The sequence below is a fragment of the Parcubacteria group bacterium CG10_big_fil_rev_8_21_14_0_10_36_14 genome, assembly GCA_002772895.1.
Taxonomy (GTDB): domain Bacteria; phylum Patescibacteriota; class Patescibacteriia.
In genome coordinates, this window is sequence record PFCS01000025.1 from 588 (window position 1) to 21,552 (window position 20,965).

At 40.8% G+C, this 20,965-nt stretch carries 18 protein-coding genes, 1 tRNA gene and 1 pseudogene (1 of these 20 running past the window's edge); 10 read left to right on the forward strand and 10 right to left on the reverse strand.

The window, feature by feature from the left end; translation table 11 throughout:
• The 5 genes and pseudogenes from COU51_01555 to COU51_01575 all read left to right on the forward strand — a co-directional run.
• Positions 1-28: pseudogene (locus COU51_01555) on the forward strand (hypothetical protein); it begins 587 nt to the left of the window's first position.
• Between the two features lie 203 nt (positions 29-231).
• Positions 232-2,175 carry a hypothetical protein gene (locus tag COU51_01560; GenBank protein ID PIR66854.1) on the forward strand — a complete coding sequence of 648 codons (1,944 nt, stop codon included), beginning with the start codon at positions 232-234 and terminating at the stop codon, positions 2,173-2,175.
• A gap of 257 nt (positions 2,176-2,432) precedes the next feature.
• Positions 2,433-4,544 (forward strand): hypothetical protein, encoded by a 2,112-nt coding sequence (locus COU51_01565; GenBank protein PIR66855.1) that lies wholly within the window; start codon positions 2,433-2,435, stop codon positions 4,542-4,544.
• 190 nt (positions 4,545-4,734) lie between these two features.
• Entirely contained in the window at positions 4,735-5,889 is a 1,155-nt protein-coding gene (locus tag COU51_01570; GenBank protein PIR66856.1) for a hypothetical protein, read from the forward strand.
• 103 nt (positions 5,890-5,992) lie between these two features.
• The gene (locus COU51_01575; GenBank protein PIR66857.1) at positions 5,993-7,129 is read left to right on the forward strand and encodes a hypothetical protein; all 1,137 of its coding nucleotides are present in this window, start codon (positions 5,993-5,995) and stop codon (positions 7,127-7,129) included.
• A 94-nt stretch (positions 7,130-7,223) separates the two neighbouring features.
• On the opposite strand, the gene COU51_01580 is transcribed toward COU51_01575, so the two are convergent.
• Together COU51_01580 and COU51_01585 are read right to left on the reverse strand one after the other, a co-directional pair.
• The gene (locus tag COU51_01580; protein PIR66858.1) at positions 7,224-8,288 is read right to left on the reverse strand and encodes a redox-regulated ATPase YchF; all 1,065 of its coding nucleotides are present in this window, start codon (positions 8,286-8,288) and stop codon (positions 7,224-7,226) included.
• A 112-nt stretch (positions 8,289-8,400) separates the two neighbouring features.
• Positions 8,401-8,471: transfer RNA gene (locus COU51_01585), tRNA-Ala, on the reverse strand.
• A 275-nt stretch (positions 8,472-8,746) separates the two neighbouring features.
• On the opposite strand from COU51_01585, the gene rpsF reads away from it, so the two are divergent.
• The 4 genes from rpsF (at position 8,747) to efp (ending at position 10,621) form a co-directional block, all read left to right on the forward strand.
• Positions 8,747-9,196: a 30S ribosomal protein S6 gene (gene rpsF, locus COU51_01590; GenBank protein PIR66859.1), complete on the forward strand. Its 450-nt coding sequence runs from the start codon at positions 8,747-8,749 to the stop codon at positions 9,194-9,196.
• A 78-nt stretch (positions 9,197-9,274) separates the two neighbouring features.
• Positions 9,275-9,739, forward strand: coding sequence for a single-stranded DNA-binding protein (locus COU51_01595; GenBank protein PIR66860.1), 465 nt, complete (start codon positions 9,275-9,277; stop codon positions 9,737-9,739).
• Between the two features lie 19 nt (positions 9,740-9,758).
• Entirely contained in the window at positions 9,759-9,983 is a 225-nt protein-coding gene (gene rpsR, locus COU51_01600) for a 30S ribosomal protein S18 (protein PIR66861.1), read from the forward strand.
• A 77-nt stretch (positions 9,984-10,060) separates the two neighbouring features.
• Entirely contained in the window at positions 10,061-10,621 is a 561-nt protein-coding gene (gene efp, locus COU51_01605; protein PIR66862.1) for an elongation factor P, read from the forward strand.
• A 75-nt stretch (positions 10,622-10,696) separates the two neighbouring features.
• Here the strand turns inward: efp and recA are convergent, their stop codons facing one another.
• The 6 genes from recA to COU51_01635 form a co-directional block, all read right to left on the reverse strand.
• Positions 10,697-11,743, reverse strand: coding sequence for a recombinase RecA (gene recA, locus COU51_01610; protein PIR66863.1), 1,047 nt, complete (start codon positions 11,741-11,743; stop codon positions 10,697-10,699).
• Between the two features lie 108 nt (positions 11,744-11,851).
• Positions 11,852-12,502: a hypothetical protein gene (locus COU51_01615; protein PIR66864.1), complete on the reverse strand. Its 651-nt coding sequence runs from the start codon at positions 12,500-12,502 to the stop codon at positions 11,852-11,854.
• Positions 12,503-12,514: 12 nt separating this feature from the next.
• Positions 12,515-14,803, reverse strand: a complete 2,289-nt coding sequence (locus COU51_01620; protein ID PIR66865.1) for a hypothetical protein — start codon at positions 14,801-14,803, stop codon at positions 12,515-12,517.
• Between the two features lie 189 nt (positions 14,804-14,992).
• Positions 14,993-15,268 (reverse strand): hypothetical protein, encoded by a 276-nt coding sequence (locus COU51_01625; GenBank protein ID PIR66866.1) that lies wholly within the window; start codon positions 15,266-15,268, stop codon positions 14,993-14,995.
• A 377-nt stretch (positions 15,269-15,645) separates the two neighbouring features.
• Positions 15,646-15,924 (reverse strand): hypothetical protein, encoded by a 279-nt coding sequence (locus COU51_01630; GenBank protein PIR66867.1) that lies wholly within the window; start codon positions 15,922-15,924, stop codon positions 15,646-15,648.
• A gap of 498 nt (positions 15,925-16,422) precedes the next feature.
• Positions 16,423-16,689: a hypothetical protein gene (locus COU51_01635; GenBank protein PIR66868.1), complete on the reverse strand. Its 267-nt coding sequence runs from the start codon at positions 16,687-16,689 to the stop codon at positions 16,423-16,425.
• A gap of 54 nt (positions 16,690-16,743) precedes the next feature.
• Here COU51_01635 and COU51_01640 point away from each other — a divergent pair, with 54 nt between their 5' ends.
• The gene (locus COU51_01640; protein PIR66869.1) at positions 16,744-17,787 is read left to right on the forward strand and encodes a hypothetical protein; all 1,044 of its coding nucleotides are present in this window, start codon (positions 16,744-16,746) and stop codon (positions 17,785-17,787) included.
• A gap of 453 nt (positions 17,788-18,240) precedes the next feature.
• On the opposite strand, the gene COU51_01645 is transcribed toward COU51_01640, so the two are convergent.
• Together COU51_01645 and COU51_01650 are read right to left on the reverse strand one after the other, a co-directional pair.
• Entirely contained in the window at positions 18,241-19,710 is a 1,470-nt protein-coding gene (locus COU51_01645; GenBank protein PIR66870.1) for a hypothetical protein, read from the reverse strand.
• A gap of 141 nt (positions 19,711-19,851) precedes the next feature.
• The gene (locus tag COU51_01650) at positions 19,852-20,718 is read right to left on the reverse strand and encodes a hypothetical protein (protein PIR66871.1); all 867 of its coding nucleotides are present in this window, start codon (positions 20,716-20,718) and stop codon (positions 19,852-19,854) included.
• Positions 20,719-20,965: the final 247 nt, after the last annotated feature.

The window sequence follows — 20,965 nt, forward strand, 5'->3', positions numbered from 1 at the left end:
ACTTGGGATATATCATCTGCCGGAGTAGCGACAGGACTTTCAATTTCTACATCAACTCTTAATGGAGTAGCAATCGGCGGTTCAACTCCAAGTACGGGTGCGTTTACATCCGTCACCGTAAATGGCAATGCCGTTTGTCTTGCTGATGGAACAAATTGTCCTTCAACCGCGGCAGCCGGCGGATGGGTTGATGGCACAAACGAAGTTTATCTCGGAACATCAGGCGATACGGTGACGATTGGCGGAACAGGAACCGGCCTTGGAAAATTAACAGTAGTGGGCGACGCTGACGAAGTTCAATTTGTAATCAAAGCGAATGGAACGCAAAATAAAAATCTAACTGAATGGAGAAATAGTTCAAATACAATTCTTGGCTATATGTCTCCTGCCGGAAACTTTGGCGCATCCGGAACGCTTCGCGTTGACGGCGCATCCACTTTTGCCGGCACAGCGACATTTAATGGCGCGCTTACACTCGGTGATGGTGGAGATGCGGTTGTTATTAACTCAAGCGGATGGTCAATTAGCGACATGGGGAATATATTGGGTGCGGTGTGGGGAGACGCTCTGTATGTTACTGGCGGGATTTATCCGGGAGTTGTGAATAGCTATCAACTTGGCGCTTCTAATAATTATTGGAATGAGGCATTTTTTGGTGAGCTTACTGCTTATGGAAGTGTTCTGTTTGGTGGCACGGTAAATGTATCAACAGGTGTGATTTTAACAAATGGATTTATCTGCGTTGATAATGACGGTAATTGTTCTTTTGTTGATAGTGGTTATGGACGCGCTGACGGATGGGTTACTGTAGCGGATGACTTAGCGGAAGATTATTTAGTTAATGATTTCACAATTGAAGCTGGTGACGTTGTATCGTTTGACCGATCAAGTGATACACACGTAATTAGGACAACGTCTACTTATAATAGTGATATAATTGGAGTTATTTCAACTAAACCGGGATTACATATTGGTTATGCTGATGACGAAATGTCGAAAGAAGATAGACGTCCGGTTGCTCTTGCCGGCCGTGTTCCAGTAAAGGTTTCAAATGAAAATGGCGCGATTCAGATTGGCGATTATCTTACCAGCGCATCCTTGCCGGGTTATGCGATGAAAATGACAGAGCCGGGAGTTACGGTTGGCCGGGCGCTTTCACCTTTTGATGGCAGTAACGCGACAAGCACGGTAATCGTTTTTGTAAATACTGGTTGGTATAACGGCGACGAAACAGCCACATCATTTGGAGAAGAGCCGACCTTACTTAGCGTTTCAACTGACGAAAATAATATCGGGCCGATTACAACTGCGAATAATGATTTGGATTTGGGGGGACATAGCATATTAAATATTGCTTCTTTAAGCGGTATGGAGGATTTATGGCAGATTGATGAAACTGGAAACTTTATTACAAAGGGAGAGATAATAAAAACGATAGCAACTTCTGTTGGTGATAAAGATTTTTATCCTGTATATAATGAAGATCCGACAATAATGTTAAATGGTTCGGGTGAACTTCTAAATGGTGAAGCACGCATTATGTTTGATCCAGCACTTTCAGAAATTATGGACCCGAATGAATTACTTTCCGTGACTATCTCAATGACATCAGAAGGAGCGCAAGGGATTTATGTTGCGGAAAAATCGATTGCCGACATATTGGTAAAAGAAATAAATGGCGGGATGGGAAGCGCGAGGTTTGATTATATAATAATAGCAAAGAGAAAAATGAGTAATATAGCCCCCCCACCTAACCTCCCCCCGAGTACAGAGGGAGGAGAGGATACTACAACAAGCACCTCTACTCCGGAATCCGGTGGATTTGAAAATTCTCTTTTAGCAGGCAATACAACTTCCACGCAAGAAACAGCGACCAGCTCGCCGGAATCTTCTGTCATTGCGAGCGACAGCGAAGCAATCTCGTCAACAACTTCTACTGAAGAAGGGATATTAGCGGAAGGCACTGATATTGACCAACAAATTGCAGATCTGGAAGAATCTATATCAGAATTGCAAAGATTGATAGATGAGGCATCTGTCATTACTGGGACATCTTCATCATTCACTAACCCAGCTTTATCTGATAGTATAGTAATAGAAGAAAGCACGAGCTCTACACCCGTAGTGACAGCGCCTGCAGATGAAACATCTACAAGCACGATAGCGGGGATATAAAATAAAAAAGTATCAATTATCAATGTTCAATTATCAATAAATTTTAAAGTTCAAATTCTCCAATTATCACTTTTCATTTTAAATTGGTCGTTCATTGACCATTAATTATTGCCTGCCCCGCACCAAGCCATTTGGAAAATATTATTTTAAGATAACGTAAGCCGAAGGCGATGCCGTGAGATAGATTATTGGTTTATAATAAATTATCTTTGGGCTTTGGTGCTGGGGGTTATTGATTATTTCTTTTTTAAATTTTTATGCAGAAAAAAATTACAATTATTATTGTAGGGTTATTGTTCCTTATCGGAGGCGGTTTTATGTTGGGCAAGTTTTTACCGGAGAAAGAAACCTTTGAAGCATCTGCAAACGCCAATTTAAGAAATGGGTTAGTCGCATTTTATAAATTTGACGAAACGGGCTGGACTGGAGTAAGCAATGAAGTGATAGACAGCTCGGGAAGGGGTAATTATGGGTGTGCATACAATGGCGCCGATACAGCTGCCATTGCCAAATTTGGCAGATCCGGCGAATTTGATACGACGAATTATGTACGAATAGCAAATTCGGACACACTGGATATTACAGGCGAAATAACATTATCAGCATGGATTTATCCGCTATCGGATGTCGTGGGTGGAAGTATTATTAAGAAACCTTGGGTTAGCAATGTTAACCCATGGCGGACTTATCAAATATATAGAAGCAGTAGTAATGCGTCGAGTTTTTGTATTACAAATAGCAGCAATGTAAGTGTCTGCGCGAATGCGTCAGCGAGCACGCCATTAAATACCTGGAGTCTTGTAACAGGTACTTATGATGGTTCAAAAGTCAAGTTTTATACCAATGGTATCTTTGACCATGAAGCTATTCAAACTGGCAGTATAAAATCAAATAGTGAAGATGTGTATATCGGTTTTAATTCAAACTACACCCCACAAAGTTTTGATGGATATATTGACGATGTCCGTATTTATAACCGCGCACTTTCCGCAAGCGAGGTCGCAACACTGGCCGGCTCGTACAAGGTAGAATCTATAACCAAAAATGATCTTGTCGGGCATTGGTCAATGGACGCAAACGATATAAGCGGGATAACGGTCTATGATAAGTCGGGATATGATAGTAATGGCACAAAGTCAGGTTCTTCCGGAGGTAATAATACCCCGGCATTATACCGAGGTCAAATAAAAGAAGCACTTGATTTTGATGGGACAGACGATAGAGTTTCAATCGCTGAAAATAGTAATCTTTATATTTCTGGAGATATAACATTATCCCTTTGGTTAAATGCAGATAGCTTTGTAGACTATGCCAGAATGATAATGATGTCTAACTTTTCCGAAAATGAATCTGACAATATTTTGTATATGTTGAATACGTTTTCTACGGGTGACTTATACATAGGACATGAGTATGGCGCAGGTATCAATCAAATTTATATAATCAACACAAATCTCAAGACAAATCAATGGTACAACGTGTCTCTTGTTAGGAGCGCAGCCCAAAAAAAATATTATTTTTATATAAATGGTGCATATTTTTCAGAGCAAGCGTATGATTTTAATCCTACCGGCGGTTCTACCAGTGATTTAAAGTTTGGCGGAGAGAACTATTGGTATAATGGGAGATTAGATGATATACGTATTTATAATTATGCGCTTTCTGCTCAGGAAATAGCCGCTCTTTATAATTCTGCAAAAGAAAATCATATTACCTCCGCACCAAAAACCGGTCTTGTTGGTTGGTGGACAATGGACAATAATAATATTTTTGGTGCAAGGGTATATGATTCAAGTGGAAGTAATACTCATGGGACAATGATTGGGACAACAACCTCTACTGGTCAGATTGGGCAGGCAAGAATTTTTGACGGAACGGATGATAATATCGTTTTTACAAGTTATCCTACTGGCGACATAATATCTTTTGGAGCTTGGGCGAAAACTTCACAGCTTGGTTATCAAACTCTTATTGATAACCAATATGCAGGAGCATTAAATCCGGGAATAAACATATTTATAAATACAGCGTCAAATTTTCCAATTTGTCGTTTTGATGATGGGGTAGTTAATCCGACAGCGTATGACGACACTATGAATATAGTAGATGGACAGTGGCATCATATCTTTTGCACAAAAGATGCGAGTGATAATAAGAAAATTTATGTAGATGGTGTTTTAAAAAAAACTGATACCACCGCGATGGGTGATATGTCGAGTTCTGACAATATGTATATAGGTTCATATAATGGAACAACCGGCGGACCATGGAACGGCTCGGTTGATGATGTTAGGATTTATGATCGCGTCCTGTCTGCAATAGAGGTGATGCAGTTATATGAAGCAACAGGCAAAACTTATGTTCGTTAAAGGGTGAATTATCAATAAAATTAGTTAAAATAAAGGCACTTTTGTCAGCAGGCAAGAGTGTTTTTTGTTATTGTTGAGTATTGTTTGTTACCCTTGACAAAATCATTAAAATATGCTATAGTTAATTATCAATAGAACATTAACAAATTTAGCCAAAATTGGCTAAAAATACACAAAAAAGGAGTAAACAATGAAAGGCTTTTATATTCTTGTGTGTCTGTTGGCTTCCATGTGCTCTTGCGGAGGAAACTATTCAACAACGGAATACGTCGAGCCCAAGAGTGACTGCACGGAGATCCAGATCATTCAGGCCAGCAAAAAGCCGGTCTCCATCAAGGTCTTTCTTGATCCGGGAAGCTCTCTTGACGGCGCGTTCATCATGAATGCGCTCAACTCCTTTTGGAGAGAAGTCGGCGTAACAGTAGAAAGGGTCAATGCGCCGGAAGAAGCCAAAATCGGCGTGGTCTTCGTAAAGGGATCACCGGACTGCAAGAGTCCGGTTGAGATGGGTCGACTGCAGTATAAGTATTGGGCAGATATGGACGACATCATCATCTTGGAGAACTGCTTCCAGCTTCCTCAGTACAAAGAAAGATTCCCAAGTGCGATTTCTCATGCGCTTGGCAATCTGATGGGTATTGAGGAGTATCCGGACTTCTGTAGTCAGGGCGGATTAATGCGTACGAGTGTCGCAAGAATGTCCGGTACGATTCCTACTCGCCTCGCCAAAGAAGACAAAGACTCATTCTATCATCGTCTGCGCTACTCCAATAGTTGGGAGTATCTTACCATCTGCGTGAAGAAGGCGACGTGGGAGCAGGGAGTCTACATTCCTCGTCCAGAAGAAGTTCAGACCGTAAGATTTTGGGCTGATTCCAAGCTTTCTGCTGTTTCAATCAAGTCTCACCTCAACAAGTATTTCAAGCTGTTCGGTAAGAAGTTTGAAATGGTGGGGCAAGAGGAAGCAGAGTTCGTGGTAAAGTCATGGGATTCGGAATACAACACCTGTAGTCCGATGGCAATCACGTACAGGTCGCTGAGCGAAATTCAGCTCAAGCCTGAGCAGGGATGTTTGGAGCTCAGGTCGGATTCTGAGTTGGATGCGACAGTTGTTTCTCATGAAGTCGCTCATCTTTTTGGAGTCAACCACGTTCCGGATTGGTGTGGAAACGCCATCATGGATCCACACCTCAACCCGGGACCATTCTTCACCCCAACCGATGTGAGGGCGTGGGGAGCTCGAGATGTTAGCTCGTCTGTCCTTGAGCGACCAGATTACACGCTTTACATCAAGAACGAAAAAGCCACTTACATAAGGAGGATAGAAATCAAAAGAGAACTCTAACAAAACATCAAGCAGTTCTTGCTATTGCAGAGCTGCTTTTTTTTATACTATAATGATGAAAGCGCGTTATATTATAAATAGTGGGATAATAGAATTATAAAATATGATATATTTTGCGGAACTTGGACAAAATCCAGAATTGTCATTGGCAGAGATTCTGGCAGTTTATCCAAAAATAAAAATTTTATTCAGAACCGATAAAGCGGTTATTTTTGAATCAAGTGAAGAACCGAATATTGAGAAATTGGGCGGAACACCAAAATTAGGCAAAGTGATAGGCGAGGGCAAATCGTTAAAAGAAATTATTTTAACCGAATTGAAAAAAGAATCAAAAGAAAAAAAGATATTTTTTGGTATTTCTTTTTACGGCGCAAAATCGGACAATAATTTAGGCAGAACTATAAAAAATATTTTGACAGATGACGGGTATAAAGTTCGCTGGGTAACGGGGAAAGAAAAAATTTTGTCCAGCGTAATTGTAAAAACAAATAAGCTTTTAAGACGCGGAGGAGAGTTTTGTATTCTCCCCTCGTCCTCCCTTTCTACGAGGGGGAGGAAAGAGGAGGGGGTTTGGGTAGCAAAAACAATTGACGTGCAAGATTTTTTTGATTATGAATTTCGTGATATGAAACGTCCGGCTCGAGACCTTGTCTCCGGAATGACTCCGCCAAAACTTGCAAAAATGCTTATCAATCTTGGTGGCGCTTCGGATGAGGTGCTTGATCCTTTTTGTGGAAGCGGAACGCTTTTGATGGAAGCCGCACTTTTGGGAATAAAAGATATTTATGGTTCGGATATTAGTGAAAAAGCAGTAGATGATAGCAAAAAAAATATTGTCTGGCTAAAAGAGAAGTATCAACTATCAAGTATGGCTTTTTCGGAAATAAAAAAATGTGATGTTAACAATTTACAAGAATGTTGGCAGAAAAAATTTAAATTAATTGTTGGTGAGCCATATCTTGGTCCGGCGATACGAGGTGGGCTTTCTTTTGAAAAGGCAAAAAATTTACAAAAAGAATTAGAAGAAAATTATGATAGATATTTGAAGGGATTATCAGACAGCCTGAAAAAAAATGGAAAATTAGTTTTGATAGTTCCGTTTATGATAACCGCTGAAAAGATTTTTTATCTTGATATAGATATAAAAAAATACGGACTTGAATCCATACATGAACTAATACTTTATTCTCGTCCCGACCAAAAAATCGGTCGGCAAATTTATATTTTGAAGAAAACTTAAACGTCTCAACCCATTGAGGCGTTTAATAATCTGTTCCCGATTCATCGGGGACACCTGCGTTCATAATTCGTAATTAATAATTTGTAATTATATTTTAGGTTGCAAATCGAAAATGGCAAACATCACCATCTTTGATGATGTATTCTTTTCCTTCAAGGCGCATAGCGCCTTTTTCTTTTGCTCCCGTTTCGCCGTTATATTTTATAAAATCATCATAAGCTATAATCTCGGCGCGGATAAAACCTTTTTCAAAGTCTGTATGTATTCTTCCGGCAGCTTGAGGTGCGCTTGCTCCACGACTGACAGTCCACCCGCGCGATTCTTTTTCTCCGCTGGTAAAAAAGGTAATTAAATCCAAGATTTTGTATCCTTCTTTTATAAGAGCATCAAGTCCGGATTCTTTGAGCCCGAGTTCTTTGATATATTCTTTTCGGTCGTCATCGCCAAGCTCCGAAAGTTCTAATTCTTGTTTTGCGTTAAGCACCACTTTATTTTTTACATCCAGCTCGTCTGATTTGTCGCTATCTTCTTTTATATTGCATACATAAATAAACGGTTTAGTAGTTAAGAGCTGAAGCGTGGAAACATATTTTTTTTCTTCTTCATCAAAATTCAGTTCATTGGCAAGCAGTCCTTTTTCTAGAGCGTCTTTTATTTTTTCCAAGATTGCCAATTCTTTTTCCAATGCTTTTGTCATTCCAGATTTGGATTTTTTACTTATGTTTTCCAAATGTTTTTTTATGCTTTCCATGTCGGCAAAAATTAATTCGTAATTTATAATTTCTACATCATCCTTGGGACTTATTACATTGGCGACATGGATTATATCTGAGTCATCAAAAGCGCGGACGACTTCACAGATTGCATCAACCTCTCGGATATTTGCCAAAAATTTATTTCCAAGGCCCTCTCCTTTGTGGGCGCCTTTTACAAGTCCGGCAATATCAACAAACTCAACAACAACAGGAACGGTTTTTTCGCTTTTAGAGATTTCTGTTAATTTCAAAAGACGTTCGTCGGGAACAGCGACAATACCTTTATTTGGTTCTATTGTGCAAAAAGGATAATTTGCGCAATCAACCTGCACGCGAGTTATTGCTTTGAATAGTGTGGACTTGCCGACATTCGGTAGCCCGACTATCCCTATTGAAAATGACATAAATCAGTATAAATTAATGAAAGTCTGCTATTTATGGACCCTAAGGGATCTGCCTGCCGGCAGGCAGGTTAGAACTTTTTTGTTTTAATCACGCAATTTACTTAGTTATTTATGGACCCGGGGGGAATCGAACCCCCTATACCTCCATGCCATGGAGGTGTGTTACCGGTATACTACGGGCCCAAAAATAACTAAATAAAAGTCTAAGGGTATAAATCAAAATAACAGGCTAAATCTTATCCCATATTAGCAAGAAAACCCCTATTATGCAAGATTTAATGTCTATGCTTGCAATTTTTAGCTAAATATGATAAAGTTTAAGAAATACTTCGCCTTAAAAAATTAAACAATAAGTTGATAAGCAGCTCACAATTATTAAAGCAATAATTGTCAGCCGTCTGCTTACTGCGCTTTAATAGTGTTGTAGACAGATAGTCCGTTGTTTGTTAGCGTAATTTATGTACGAACTATTATATATAGTCCCGGCTATTTATACCGAAACAGAACTAAAAAATGTTACGGATAAAATTTCCGGAAAACTCAAGGAGGAAGAAGCGGATATAAAGTTAAATAAGGAGATGGGCAAGCTAAAATTTGCTTACCCGATACAAAAGCAGACAGCCGGATTTTATATCTTGGTTGATTTTGATGCATCTGGCGAAGCGCTTAAAAAAATAAATCGCGCTTTGCAACTAGAAAAAGACATTCTTCGTTTTATGATTACCAAGAAACTAAAGACAGTAAAACCTGTTGAGATTCATGAATTTAAAGCATCGGAAATTGCTCCAAGCGCCAAAAAAGAAAGAAGAGAAAAAACGCCTGTGAGACAACCGAAAGAAAAGGCAAAAATGAAACTTGAAGATATTGATAAAAAATTGGATACATTATTAGAAAAAGAAATAATTTAATAAGCTTTTAGCGTATAGCGTTTGGCGTTTAGGAAAAATATCTTAATCGTTAATCGCTGATTGTTAATTGTTAAATTTATGGACTTAAATAAAGCAATGATAATTGGAAACCTAACAAGAGACCCGGAAGTTCGCACAACTCCTAGCGGACAATCGGTCGCTAATTTTGGACTTGCGACAAATCGCTATTGGACAGATCAGGCCGGAACAAAACAAAGCGCAGTTGAATATCATCATATTGTTGCCTGGGGAAAGCTTGCTGATATATGCGCCCAATATCTTAATAAAGGGAAAAAGGTTTATATTGAAGGCAGGCTTCAGACTCGCGATTGGGAAGGTCAAGATGGCGTAAAAAGAAATCGTACAGAGATTGTCGCTGAAAATTTAATAATGTTGAGCGGAGGTTCCGGTTTTGGCGGAGGCGCAAACCGTCCCGGTGATCCAACTAATCAAAACACTTCAGACGAACCAACCATAGAGCCATTGGAAGGTCCGGAAGAAAATAGCAATGAAGAAGTTAAGGTAGAAGATTTACCATTTTAATAAAACTATATAAACTTGTATGAACAAAAACATAAAATCAAAGCCAAGAATGTGCTACTTTTGTACTAATAATATAAAAGAGATTGACTACAAAGATACAACAACTTTGAAAAAGTTTATTTCTTCTTATGGAAAAATAGTTCCAAGAAAGCGAAGCAGTGTTTGCATGAAGCACCAGAGAAAAATGGCCCAGGCAATAAAACGCGCCAGAATAATGGGATTGCTTCCATTTTTAGTACAATAAGCACTTGGCAGAAAACATCAAGCGTTTAGAAAAAAATATTCTAAGCGCTAATTACTAATAGCTAAATACTAGATTCTATGGCTACAACCGCAGATTTAGAAAAGGGAAAAATAATAAAACATAACGGTGAACTTTATACCGTGATTGAACGCGCTCATCATAAACCCGGCAAGGGTGTAACGGTTGTTCGTTCACGATTAAAAAATCTTGCTACAGGCGCAATGCTGGAGCACACTTTCAAATCCGGTGAGATAGTTGAGTTTCCTGAAACCGATAGAAAAAAACTTCAGTATTTATATAGCGATGCCAATGGTTCATATTTTATGGATATGGCAACTTATGAGCAGATGCAAATCCCCGTCAAAATTATGGACGGAAGAGAAAAATATTTTAGAGAAAGTGAAGAGGCAACGGTTTTGTATTACGAAAACAGGCCGATAAATATTGAGATGCCGATAAAAGTAAAATTGCGTGTCGTAGAAGCTCCGCCTGCAGTAAAAGGGGACACTGCCTCCGGCAATGTATCAAAAGAAGTAAAGCTTGAGACAGGGCTTACAGTAAACGCCCCGATGTTTATAAAAGAAGGAGATGAAATAGTAATAAATACAGAAAAAGGGGAATATGTAGAAAGGGGATAATCTTGGTAGCAGTAATATATAATTTTATTTTAAAACGGGCTAACGCCCGTTTTAAAATATTATATTTTTTAAGTTTTATGAATCCGCTCTTGCCTGCACTGCATCCCAAATTTGTTTTCGTACCTCTTTCATTATTTTTGGATTTTCTCGTAAAAATGATTTTGCAGTTTCACGTCCAACTCCAAGTTTTTCTTCCCCGAACAGATAAGTATTTCCGGATTTTTTAATTACTTCTTCCGCTACTCCGCTATCAATTAAATCTCCGCTTATTGAAATTCCTTCGTTATACATAATATCAAATTCGCAAGTTGTAAACGGTGCGGCAACTTTATTTTTTACAACTTTTACTTTTACGCGATTGCCAATTACGCGTTCGCCTTGTTTTATTTGCGCAGCTCTACGAACTTCAATTCTGATAGAAGAATAAAATTTTAGCGCCATTCCGCCGGTTGTTGTTTCTGGGTTGCCAAAGAAAACTCCTATTTTTTGTCTGGTTTGATTTATAAAAACGATAACAGTTTTACTTTTGGATATAATTCCGGCAAGTTTTCGGAGTGCTTGACTCATCAAGCGAGCTTGAAGACCCATATGACTATCACCCATATCACCTTCAATCTCTGCCTTCGGAGTAAGGGCGGCGACAGAATCAACTACAATTACATCTATAGCATTTGAGCGGACTAATGTTTCAACAATCTCTAATGCTTGTTCGCCGGTATCCGGCTGAGAAATGTAGAGGTTGTTGGTTTGAACGCCTATTTTTTTTGCATAATCAGGATCTAATGCGTGTTCTGCATCAACAAAGGCGGCTGTCCCTCCGAGTTTTTGGACTTCTGCAACAATGTGCTGAGCCAGCGTTGTTTTACCAGATGATTCCGGTCCGTAGATTTCTACTATACGACCACGCGGAACTCCACCAACGCCAAGCGCGATATCCAAAGATAAACATCCTGTCGGGACAACTTCGACAGACATTGCCTTTGCTTCGCCGAGTTTCATTATTGAGCCTTCGCCAAAGCGTTTCTTTATTTGTCCCAGCGCTTCTTCCACGGCCTGAAATTTGAAATCACTTAGTTTGTTCGCCTCCTTGGTTTTCTCTTCTTTGTTTTTTGTATCGGGCATAGAGTTATGTTAATTTGTGGATTTTTAATTTTATACTTTCTAAGTATCATACTAAAGGTTAGTATAATAAAAATTATTTATAAAATTAAAAATTTTAAATTAAAAATTTTATTCTATTTGTAATATAACATTTCTCCAAATAACGTTTTCTTTTGAATATCTATTTATACCTGATATTTTAATTAAATTTAATCCTTTTTGCAAATTGATGTCTTTACTAAAAAGATTTTCATTATTTAAAATTATAGATTCATTATTAATAAAAATTTTTGTGCCGGCGTCTGTTTTGCCCCTTACCTCAATTATTGTGCTGGATGTTGTTTCGCCCTCCTGAGGATAATAAAGCAAAAGCATCGGTGGCTTAAAAATTTTATTTATTTCAAAAATAATATAAATTATAAAGACGCCAATAAGAATAAAACCGATTAGCGCCTTTATAATTCTTGGGACAACGAGCATTAGTTTTCTATCAAGAGCTTTCTGTGGCTCTTTTGTTATTTTTTTCCTTGGAGCCAGTTGTCCTAAAAAAGGTCTGGGATCTACGTTCAAAAATAATAAATATTTTTTGATTATATTTTTTACATATAAAATATCAGGCAGCACATCTGTACTGCCCTCCTCCAAGGCCTTTAAATATTTTAAAGGTATTTTTGTTTTTTTACTAATAGTTTCCAGTGAGATTCCTCGTCTTACTCGCAACTCTTTTATTTCTTTCCAGGGATTAGCGCTTTCACTGGGAATGTAGCGTTTTTTGAACATGAAATTTGTAGATTAATCTTCTTCGTCCTTCTCGTCATCATAATTTTCAATATCATATTTATCTATGACGTTTTCCGTATCTTCGTTGTTTTCATTTTTTTTCGGCGCTTCTTCATAATCGTTTTGATTATGAAGTTGCTCGGTCGCCATCTCTATGCTTGTCAGGTCTTCTTTTCTCATCAGAACTTCTCTTGGTTTAGCTCCGTCGGCTGGCCCTATTACTCCCTGCTCTTCCAAAATATCCAATAGTCGAGCTGCACGGGCATACCCTACGGAAAGACGTCTTTGTAAAAGCGAGGCCGAAGCTTTTCCAGCGTTCATTATCGTATCAATCGCATCTTCCAAAAGTGGATCGCCATCATCGGCGTCAATTGTTATTCCACCGGCCATTTTTACTTTTTGCTTTTCAACAATTTCATTTTGATATTCTGGCGCGCTATAATTTTGTTTTATAAATTTTACAACATTTGTTACATCAGCTTCTGTTACAAAAGCGCCCTGAAGACGCTTTGGTTTGGAAAGCTCCGGAGTTAAGAAAAGCATGTCGCCCTGGCCTAATAATTTTTCTGCTCCACCTGTATCAAGAATAGTTCTAGAATCAACTGCCGAACCAACTGAAAAAGCCACACGGTTTATAATGTTTGCTTTTATTAGTCCTGTGATAACATCAACGGATGGTCTTTGTGTCGCGACAATAAGATGGATTCCGACAGCACGCGCAAGTTGGGCAAGACGTATAATACAGGCTTCAATTTCTACGCCAGAGGTTGCCATCAAATCGGCGAGTTCATCAATGACGATAACTATATATGGCATACTTTCTTTTGCAGAGGCATTATAAGAATTTATGTCGCGTTTGTTTGCGTGAGAAAGAACGTCTAATCGGCGTTCCATTTCCCCGATTGCCCATTTTAAGGAGTTAACTGTTTTTTTAACGTCAGTTATAACGGGCGTTAAAAGATGAGGTACACCATTATAAATAGGAAATTCAACTCGTTTAGGGTCAACTAAGATTAACTTTAAGTCATCCGGACCATTGGAAAAAAGTAAACTCAAAATAATAGTATTTAAACAAACTGACTTTCCAGATCCTGTTGCTCCGGCAACTAAAAGGTGTGGCATTTTTCCCAAATCCGTAACCCAGACATCTCCTGCTACGTTTTTCCCCAAAGTGAAAACAAGATTACCTTTTCTATTTTTAAATTCTTTAGAGGCTAGAAGATCGCGTAGATTTACAATTGCTTTTTCTTGATTCGGGACTTCTATTCCAACAAGAGATTTGCCCGGAATCGGTGCTTCTATACGGATTGGATGAGCAGCCAAAGCGAGCGCCAAATTATTTGATAGACTGCTTATTTTTGAAAGGCGGATTCCCTCATCTGGCTTAAAGGTATACTGAGTTACTGTTGGGCCGATATTGTATGGTCCCATTTCTACATCAATACCAAAATTGCTAAAAGTTTTTTCAATGACAGCGATATTATTTTTCAAATCTCCCGGGCTTGCTTTGCTTATGCGTTTGGAAAGAAGGGTAAGAGGGATATCAATTTTTGCCCGTTTTCTTTTGAGCGGGAGAACAATCCGCTCTCTTCCACCAACATTATCCGGAATGGTTTTTTTTATTTCTTTTTCTGTCTCAGTTTCATCGTCATCATCTTCATCTTCGTCCCCATCGTCATATTCTTTGCGGGCAAATGGAGAAAAGTCTTTATTTTTGGAGCTGGCAATAAGCTCGTATAAGTTTTTAAATAATTTATAGATGAAGGTTCCTATAAATTTTATAATTGCAAAAACAGTTTTTATTGATGTATTAAAAACAATCACAAGTGAAATCAAAAGTAATGCAAGCGTTATAAGAACTGCGCCGGAAAATCCAGTAAACTGCAAAAGAGGATAAGAAAGAAAGAGTCCGACATATCCTCCGCCTTGTCCGAGCTGACTGGCAGCGATAAGGTCTGTGTCGTGATATGCAAGTAGGTGGATAAAGCCATTTAAACTGCAGAAAAAAAGAAGAAGGCCGACGTAGGTCATAATTTTTACGCCTTTACCAAGATAAGCAAGTCCTGCCAAAACTATAAGCGAGATAGAAAATACAAGACGAAGCGAACCAAAAACAACAGCCAAGGCGTTATCTAAGATTCTCCCCGCTTGTCCGACAAAACCAAAAAAACTCAAAATTCCCAAAGCCCCAATTGCTAAAAGTACTATAACGAAAATTGCCTTTTTTGCTTCTGGGTGAAGGTCTAGTTCAAAGGGTTCGTAATTGTAAGTTCGTCTTCTATATTTTCTTCTTCTTGCCATAAAATACGTAAGATATATTATACTGACCCTGATTTTGCAGGGATAAACATGAAACAATGTAAATAAAAGGGATTATAAATTAACCCCCCTTCATTATTATAACATAAGAAATTATTAACTATCAATTGTCAATTCCAAATTTTAAAAAATAAAAAAAGACGGTTCTTCAGTTAGAACCGTCTGTACGTGTTAGTTTTTGTATCCTGATGGGCGGGAAATGCCTAGGTAAGTTGGCGCACAGGGTGTTACGAGGGCTACGCGCTTATTCATCGCGCGAATTTTTTCAAGTTGGCGTCGTATCCCGGATGACATTTCCGGTTCGGGACGCCCCTTCGCCAGTCCCTGCCAGACGTCCAAGTCATCACCCAGCCATTCGTTTCGGGTGCGGATGTCTTCTTCGGCCGACAAGCCGATGCCATAGACAGGCGGGAAGAATAGTCTGATTAGGGCGATGAGCTTTTTCATTTTCTCCTCCTCATCTTGAAGCGCTTCTCATACGGCACGCGCTTGATTTTGGGTTGGGGCAGAGTGCAGTAGCTCGGATTTCCGAGGTACTTGCGAAGAAAAGAAATGATTTTGTTTAGCATTGCTTTCTCCTTGTTTGTTTTTTACCAAAATCACCATAGTTATGATGAGTTTGGGAATGGATTTTATATAGAAACGAGTATTGCTGAAAATTACTTACAATTACTACTGTTATTATTTAAGTCTTATTAGATTATCCGTTTATGAAAGTCCATTATGAAAGTATTAAACAGTCTTTTTATTGTCTATTTCATACCTTTATAATGTAGCCCCGCATCAGTTAAAAATTGTGCGGGGCTAGTTGGTGGGATTGGAGGCTACTTCTTGTGACGCACTGCCATTCCATGGTTGTCGTTGCGGAAGAACCGACTTCCAGGACTGCGTTTCTTTGCCTTCTGCCGAGACTTGCGGGAAGTCCCGTTTCCGCCTTCGTCCTTTTGTCCGCCCATTCCTACGGGCTGGGCGGCGAGACGTTCTTTGCGGCGCTTGTCGCGCTCGGCTTCGCGCTTTTCGCGTTTGGCCTTGCGCTCCTCACGGCGTTCCTCGCGTGCTGTCTCGTCTCGGAACTGGGAGAGCCCGTTCTGCTTGCCGGACATATAGATTGGTGTGTTGGTGGACATGAACTTGCCGGAGTTCTCGCACTCGGAGAGAATAGCGGCTTCACGCGATTCGCGATTCGCCTTGTTGATAGCTTCCTTTGCGAGTTGTTCCCGGCACTCGTTACACAGATCGTCGTCTCCCGTAGCGGAAGACACACAGCCTATATTGATGCAGAACATCTTCTACCTCCTTTTTCTTTTTCTGGTTTTTTCTCTGTTGTTGGAATTATAATTTTTTGGAAACGTTCTTGGAGTATTTTCCTTTCCAGACAGAAAACGTAGAGCTTCAACGACTGACGGGTCAGCACCTTCTGCCTGTTTTAAGATGTTTTGTTTCTCGGTTTCGGTTAAAGTCCTCAAGCGTTCCTCCTTTTATCCATACAAGATCACAATATTTTTTATTTTGAGCTTATATTGATTGCCCTGCATCTTTGCGATGCAGGGCTAGGTGGGAGGACAGTTTGCCTGTCCTATATGTTGTGAGAGAAGAAAGAACTACTTGGTCTGGACGTCCTGCGTGGCGATGCGGTTAGCCTCCGCCAGAGCGACGGCTTGGCGATGAGCTTCCAGTTCGGCTTCCGCTTCGGCTTGGCGCTCGTCAGCCTGGTTCTTGCCGTTGGCATCGGCGATCCGCTCCTGCCTCGTGGTCCAGCGCCCCATGGCCTTCTTGAGGAAAGCCGAGAGCGGGTAGATCACCTGGTCCTGCGGAGTGGCCTGCTGCACACGGTTGTCGATGGCCACGAAATCCCGGCCATCCCCCATGTCGCAGTACTCGTCCACGAAGATGCTACCGTCCTTTTCCCGCCGAAGCCGGATGTGGACGTTGTGGAGAGTCACCTTCTCCTTGCTCAAGCGGTCCTGGTAGAACCACGAGCGCTCGGAGAGGGTGCAGGTCCCGGACTTGTCGGAGTCGAACCACTCTTCCAGGGTCAGGGTGTCGTGCGAACGGAACTCGGTGACCATGGCCATCATCCGGGCCTTCTTCTTGGCCTCTTCCACGGCTCGCCGAAGCAGGCGATGGAGGTTGGTGGCGGTCTTCCAGCTGTTCATCTCCAGCTTCTCCGGAAGGTGGAGCCGATCTTTGGTGAGCGACTCCAGCGGGAGCAAGATGCCCTGTTCCCGACCCTTCTTGAAGAACCACGCGGCTCTGTCGCCGATGGCATCCAGTGGCTTGACGTAGCCACCAGAGACCTCGCACAGGGCGACACGGCAGCCACCTTCCGGGCCGTTGCGGGGCACGCGGAAGGCGACCTTGACCGGCGTCTCCGACTGGAGAGCCGAGATGAGGTCGGTGGTGCTGGCCGAGTTCCAGATGGACTGCTCGGCTTCCTTCTGCTGGGCGTTCTTGTCCGCCCACCAGGACTCCTGCACCTCCTTCATCTCCCTCAGCGTTGCGCTGAAGGAGGTGTTCATCGTGAAGCGCACATTCTCCCCTCTGATGCGGCCGGTTTCCCGATCGCGGAAGGAGAGGATGAAACCCCTCTTGTCCTTCTTGTCCATCAGCTCGCAGATGCCGAGCTGCAACGCGTCCGCGACGAGGTACGCCACGGACTGGCTGGTCTTGGGAGCGAGATCCCAGGCACGGTTCAGGTAGGTAAAGGCCAGATTCTGGCCGGCCAGCGACGACTTGACGCTGGTCTCCGCGATGAGCTGGCTGGCAGCCTGGACGAGCTTGTCGTAGTGCTCGCGCAGGAAGTTCAGGTCCTCGGTCCCGAGCAGATCTGCGACCTGCTCCGCCACCTCGATGATGACCGGCTCGAGCTCGTTCTTCACGCCCTCCAGGAACTCCTGGGCCACGGCGGTCGGATTTCCCTTCACGCGGGTTTTCACCGCGTTCAGGGTCTTCCGAACCTCCGCTAGGGCGTCGTATCCCTTCTTGGACTTGCCGCCGGTGGTGGTGAGATCGGAAAGCTTGGTTCCACTTTTCACGTCTTGAAGCTTCATTGTCATTCTCCTTGCGCTTTTGGCGCATCTTGTCTCCGTTTCCGGAGTTGTGTCAATCTGACACGGTTTGAATTATCCGACAGTTAAACTTCTCTATATATAAACTGGAAGAAAGAACGAAGTCTGATATGGGAGCGTTCCAGTTTTCGCTCTTATCAGTCAAACCTTTTTTAAGTCTGATTTTTTACTTGTAAGCAATATAGCATATTTTAATTATTTTGTCAAGAGCTTTGTTCATTTTTTGTCTAAAATTAGTTAAAATATTTTTTATTAGCCTTATTTTGACTTTATTATTTAAGAATATTTCGTTTTATAATTATTTTTTATTAAAAAACCACGCTTCAAAAAGCGTGGTCGTGTATATATTAATTAAATCGTATATCTTTTGCCGACAATCATTTTTTCGGCATTTTTTACGGAAGAACGAACGAAGTTATCAATCTGCGCTTCTTCTCCATGGACAAGAAGCGTTTTCTTTGGCTTCAGACGTTCTATCATTGCCTCCAGTTCTTCGCCCGAAGCATGCGCGGAAAGTGAATACTTCCTTATCTTCGCTCTCAGGCAGATATTCTCGTCGCCAAGCTTCAATTCGTTTCCTCTTTTCATAGTAAGCAGTTTGTAGCCGGGTGAACCCTTAATCTGATAGCAAGTGAAAGCAATTAAGTTTTTAGCATCTGATGCCCACTGACTACCGAAATATACAGACCATCCGCCACCCATCATTCCTGCCGGAGCAATCATGACGCAGGCGTTGTTTGATCTTGCGATAGTATAGCTTTGGTTGATGTTTTCTACAAAGTGTTTTTCAATTTCAGAATCAATGATGCCATATCTTACATATGTTACGGCACTAATTTTCGCCGAAAGCCCATTGATGTAAACCGGCCACCTTTTGGTTATGCCAGCCTGCCTCAGGGCTTCAAAGATAATCTCAACACGTTCAATTGAAAGCGCCGGAATAAGAACCTTACCGCCTTCTTCTAATGTTTTCCGCACATCATTTATCAGCCGATTAGATTCTGTTTCTTTGCTAATATGCTTTCTTTGTTTGCCATATGTGAATTCGCTTACCAAGTAATCAAGCTTTCCAACATTATCCAAAGAGCAAATTGTTGCTCCGGGAATAAGTGGATTATTAAAGCTGATATCTGAAGTGAAAAACACTTTCTTTTCAGCTACCTTTACGAGCGCACTTAAGGCTCCAAGGATATGGCCGGCATGAATAAGTGTTATATCAAATGGCCCAAAAGACAATGTTTGTCCAGGATTTACAATTTGAATTTCTTTCAAAAGCTTGTACATCATTATTCTGTCATAGCCCGAACGTTGTCCTTTGTTGGCCATGATTTTCAATTGATCGGTCCACGCCTGTTTGCAAAAGTCGCGTGTTGGCGCCGTTGCCAAAATGATTGGCCTGATGCCTTTTCCAGCAAGCATCTTGCGCAAAACCGGCAGACCACCTACATGATCGTGATGGCCATGATGAAGAAGAATGATAAGATAGCGAACTTTATTCAAAATGGAAAAATCAGGGAGAATTGAATCTGATTTTGCTGGAAGAAGCGTGTCTTCCTGCTTCAGGTAATTCATCAGACTTTTTACAATCGGAATTTTGTATTCTCCGCCGATTGTTTTGTAATCAAAGATGACCTGCTCAGTTTCTTTTTCCAATGCTTTCCCGCGGGCTTGGTATGCTCCGCAATCACTAAGAAAACCAAATTCTCCATATCTCAGTAAAATCGCGCTTCCACCAATAGGTGGGCGCTTTTCGCCGTTTTGGGGGCGCGTTGCTGCTCCGCCCAAAGCAATCAGCTCCGGGTACATTTTTTTCCTCCTCATCCAAATAAATTGTAAAAAAACAATTTTACTACATTATACGAGAGTCCGTATAATGGCATCACCTTAGCACAATTAAGAAAAATTGTCAAGTTTAAGAATAAAAAAGCAGCTCCTTTATAAAGAGCTGCATAATGAGGTTATTTATTCTGAAAAAATAGACAGGAGTTCGAGGTCTATGGATGTGCCAAAAAGTCCTTTATGCGCATCTCGTGTGGTGGCAAAATTGATTATTTCACCTGGATTCAGATATGCGAGCCCGTTTTTCGTACGTGGCGCAAGTTGACTCCAATGCACACGAGCAAGGCCTTGTTCTGTTAATTGCTGTGAAACAGCAACAATTCCCCAAAGGTTTGAATGGCTCCAAAAGAGAATACGCGCTTGGTTTTTCTTTAGGTCGGAAACGTCCAGTTTGGCGTTTTCTTTCTCAGAAGATTGATTCATCATTTGGAGAACATCTTCTTCGTTAATTTTCGGAAATTTGATATCGTTTTTTTCCGCAAGAATAGAAAGGAGCCCCAAGAGATCAATTCTCTCGCGATTTCTTTTCAGAAGATCAACTGCAAAAGCGCTATCTTCAAAACTAAAGCATTCACCCCCGTAGATTTTCTGCGAAGTTAGAAAAAACTTTCCACCTTGTGAAATTAATGCAATTTCGTAAATATGAAAATCAGCTGGACCGTAAAAAAGCACACAAAGTCCAGCATCCCGTTTTGAAGGATAATAGACACCTTGCGGTTGTGGACTTTCCAAAATGCTTACATCGCGCACAAAAAGCTGACTGTCGGAAGAGGTAACGTTGCTTTCTAGTCCGATAATTCTTCTTTGCATTGTTGGTTGATCGACAAACACCTTAAAAACTTGAGTTCGATATTCATTGGTATTCATTATTTCAAGTTTGAACTGTAGTTGGTTTGTAGGAATTATGTTTCCAAAAAACCCATCTTCATCAACACATATTTTTTTATTATCAACAAAAATAGAAATATCAGAAAATGGCAACTTTTCCATGGCTCGCTCCTTTTAAAATGAGCTGTGATTCACTTACAACCTACTCTATTTTTATAAAATTGTCAAGTATTCTAAAAATAACAAAACCCCTCTGTTAAAAAACAGAGGGGTTTATATCCAAAGGTTGGAGGACTTTAGGCAATTTACCTCCGTGCCTGCTCCACCTGGAAATTTTCTTGACACAGAATGCAATCAATGCGGCAAAAATGTGCCAATTTTATAAAATCGCATCAGATTATCAAGCCCT

Coding starts and splice junctions, on each gene's coding strand:
- COU51_01565 (PIR66855.1), top strand. CDS start 2,433: ATGCAGAAAAAAATTACAATTATTATTGTAGGGTTATTGTTCCTTATC.
- COU51_01570 (PIR66856.1), top strand. CDS start 4,735: ATGAAAGGCTTTTATATTCTTGTGTGTCTGTTGGCTTCCATGTGCTCT.
- COU51_01575 (PIR66857.1), top strand. CDS start 5,993: ATGATATATTTTGCGGAACTTGGACAAAATCCAGAATTGTCATTGGCA.
- COU51_01580 (PIR66858.1), bottom strand. CDS start 8,288: ATGTCATTTTCAATAGGGATAGTCGGGCTACCGAATGTCGGCAAGTCC.
- rpsF (PIR66859.1), top strand. CDS start 8,747: ATGTACGAACTATTATATATAGTCCCGGCTATTTATACCGAAACAGAA.
- COU51_01595 (PIR66860.1), top strand. CDS start 9,275: ATGGACTTAAATAAAGCAATGATAATTGGAAACCTAACAAGAGACCCG.
- rpsR (PIR66861.1), top strand. CDS start 9,759: ATGAACAAAAACATAAAATCAAAGCCAAGAATGTGCTACTTTTGTACT.
- efp (PIR66862.1), top strand. CDS start 10,061: ATGGCTACAACCGCAGATTTAGAAAAGGGAAAAATAATAAAACATAAC.
- recA (PIR66863.1), bottom strand. CDS start 11,743: ATGCCCGATACAAAAAACAAAGAAGAGAAAACCAAGGAGGCGAACAAA.
- COU51_01615 (PIR66864.1), bottom strand. CDS start 12,502: ATGTTCAAAAAACGCTACATTCCCAGTGAAAGCGCTAATCCCTGGAAA.
- COU51_01620 (PIR66865.1), bottom strand. CDS start 14,803: ATGGCAAGAAGAAGAAAATATAGAAGACGAACTTACAATTACGAACCC.
- COU51_01625 (PIR66866.1), bottom strand. CDS start 15,268: ATGAAAAAGCTCATCGCCCTAATCAGACTATTCTTCCCGCCTGTCTAT.
- COU51_01630 (PIR66867.1), bottom strand. CDS start 15,924: ATGTCCGGCAAGCAGAACGGGCTCTCCCAGTTCCGAGACGAGACAGCA.
- COU51_01635 (PIR66868.1), bottom strand. CDS start 16,689: ATGGGGGATGGCCGGGATTTCGTGGCCATCGACAACCGTGTGCAGCAG.
- COU51_01645 (PIR66870.1), bottom strand. CDS start 19,710: ATGAGGAGGAAAAAAATGTACCCGGAGCTGATTGCTTTGGGCGGAGCA.
- COU51_01650 (PIR66871.1), bottom strand. CDS start 20,718: ATGGAAAAGTTGCCATTTTCTGATATTTCTATTTTTGTTGATAATAAA.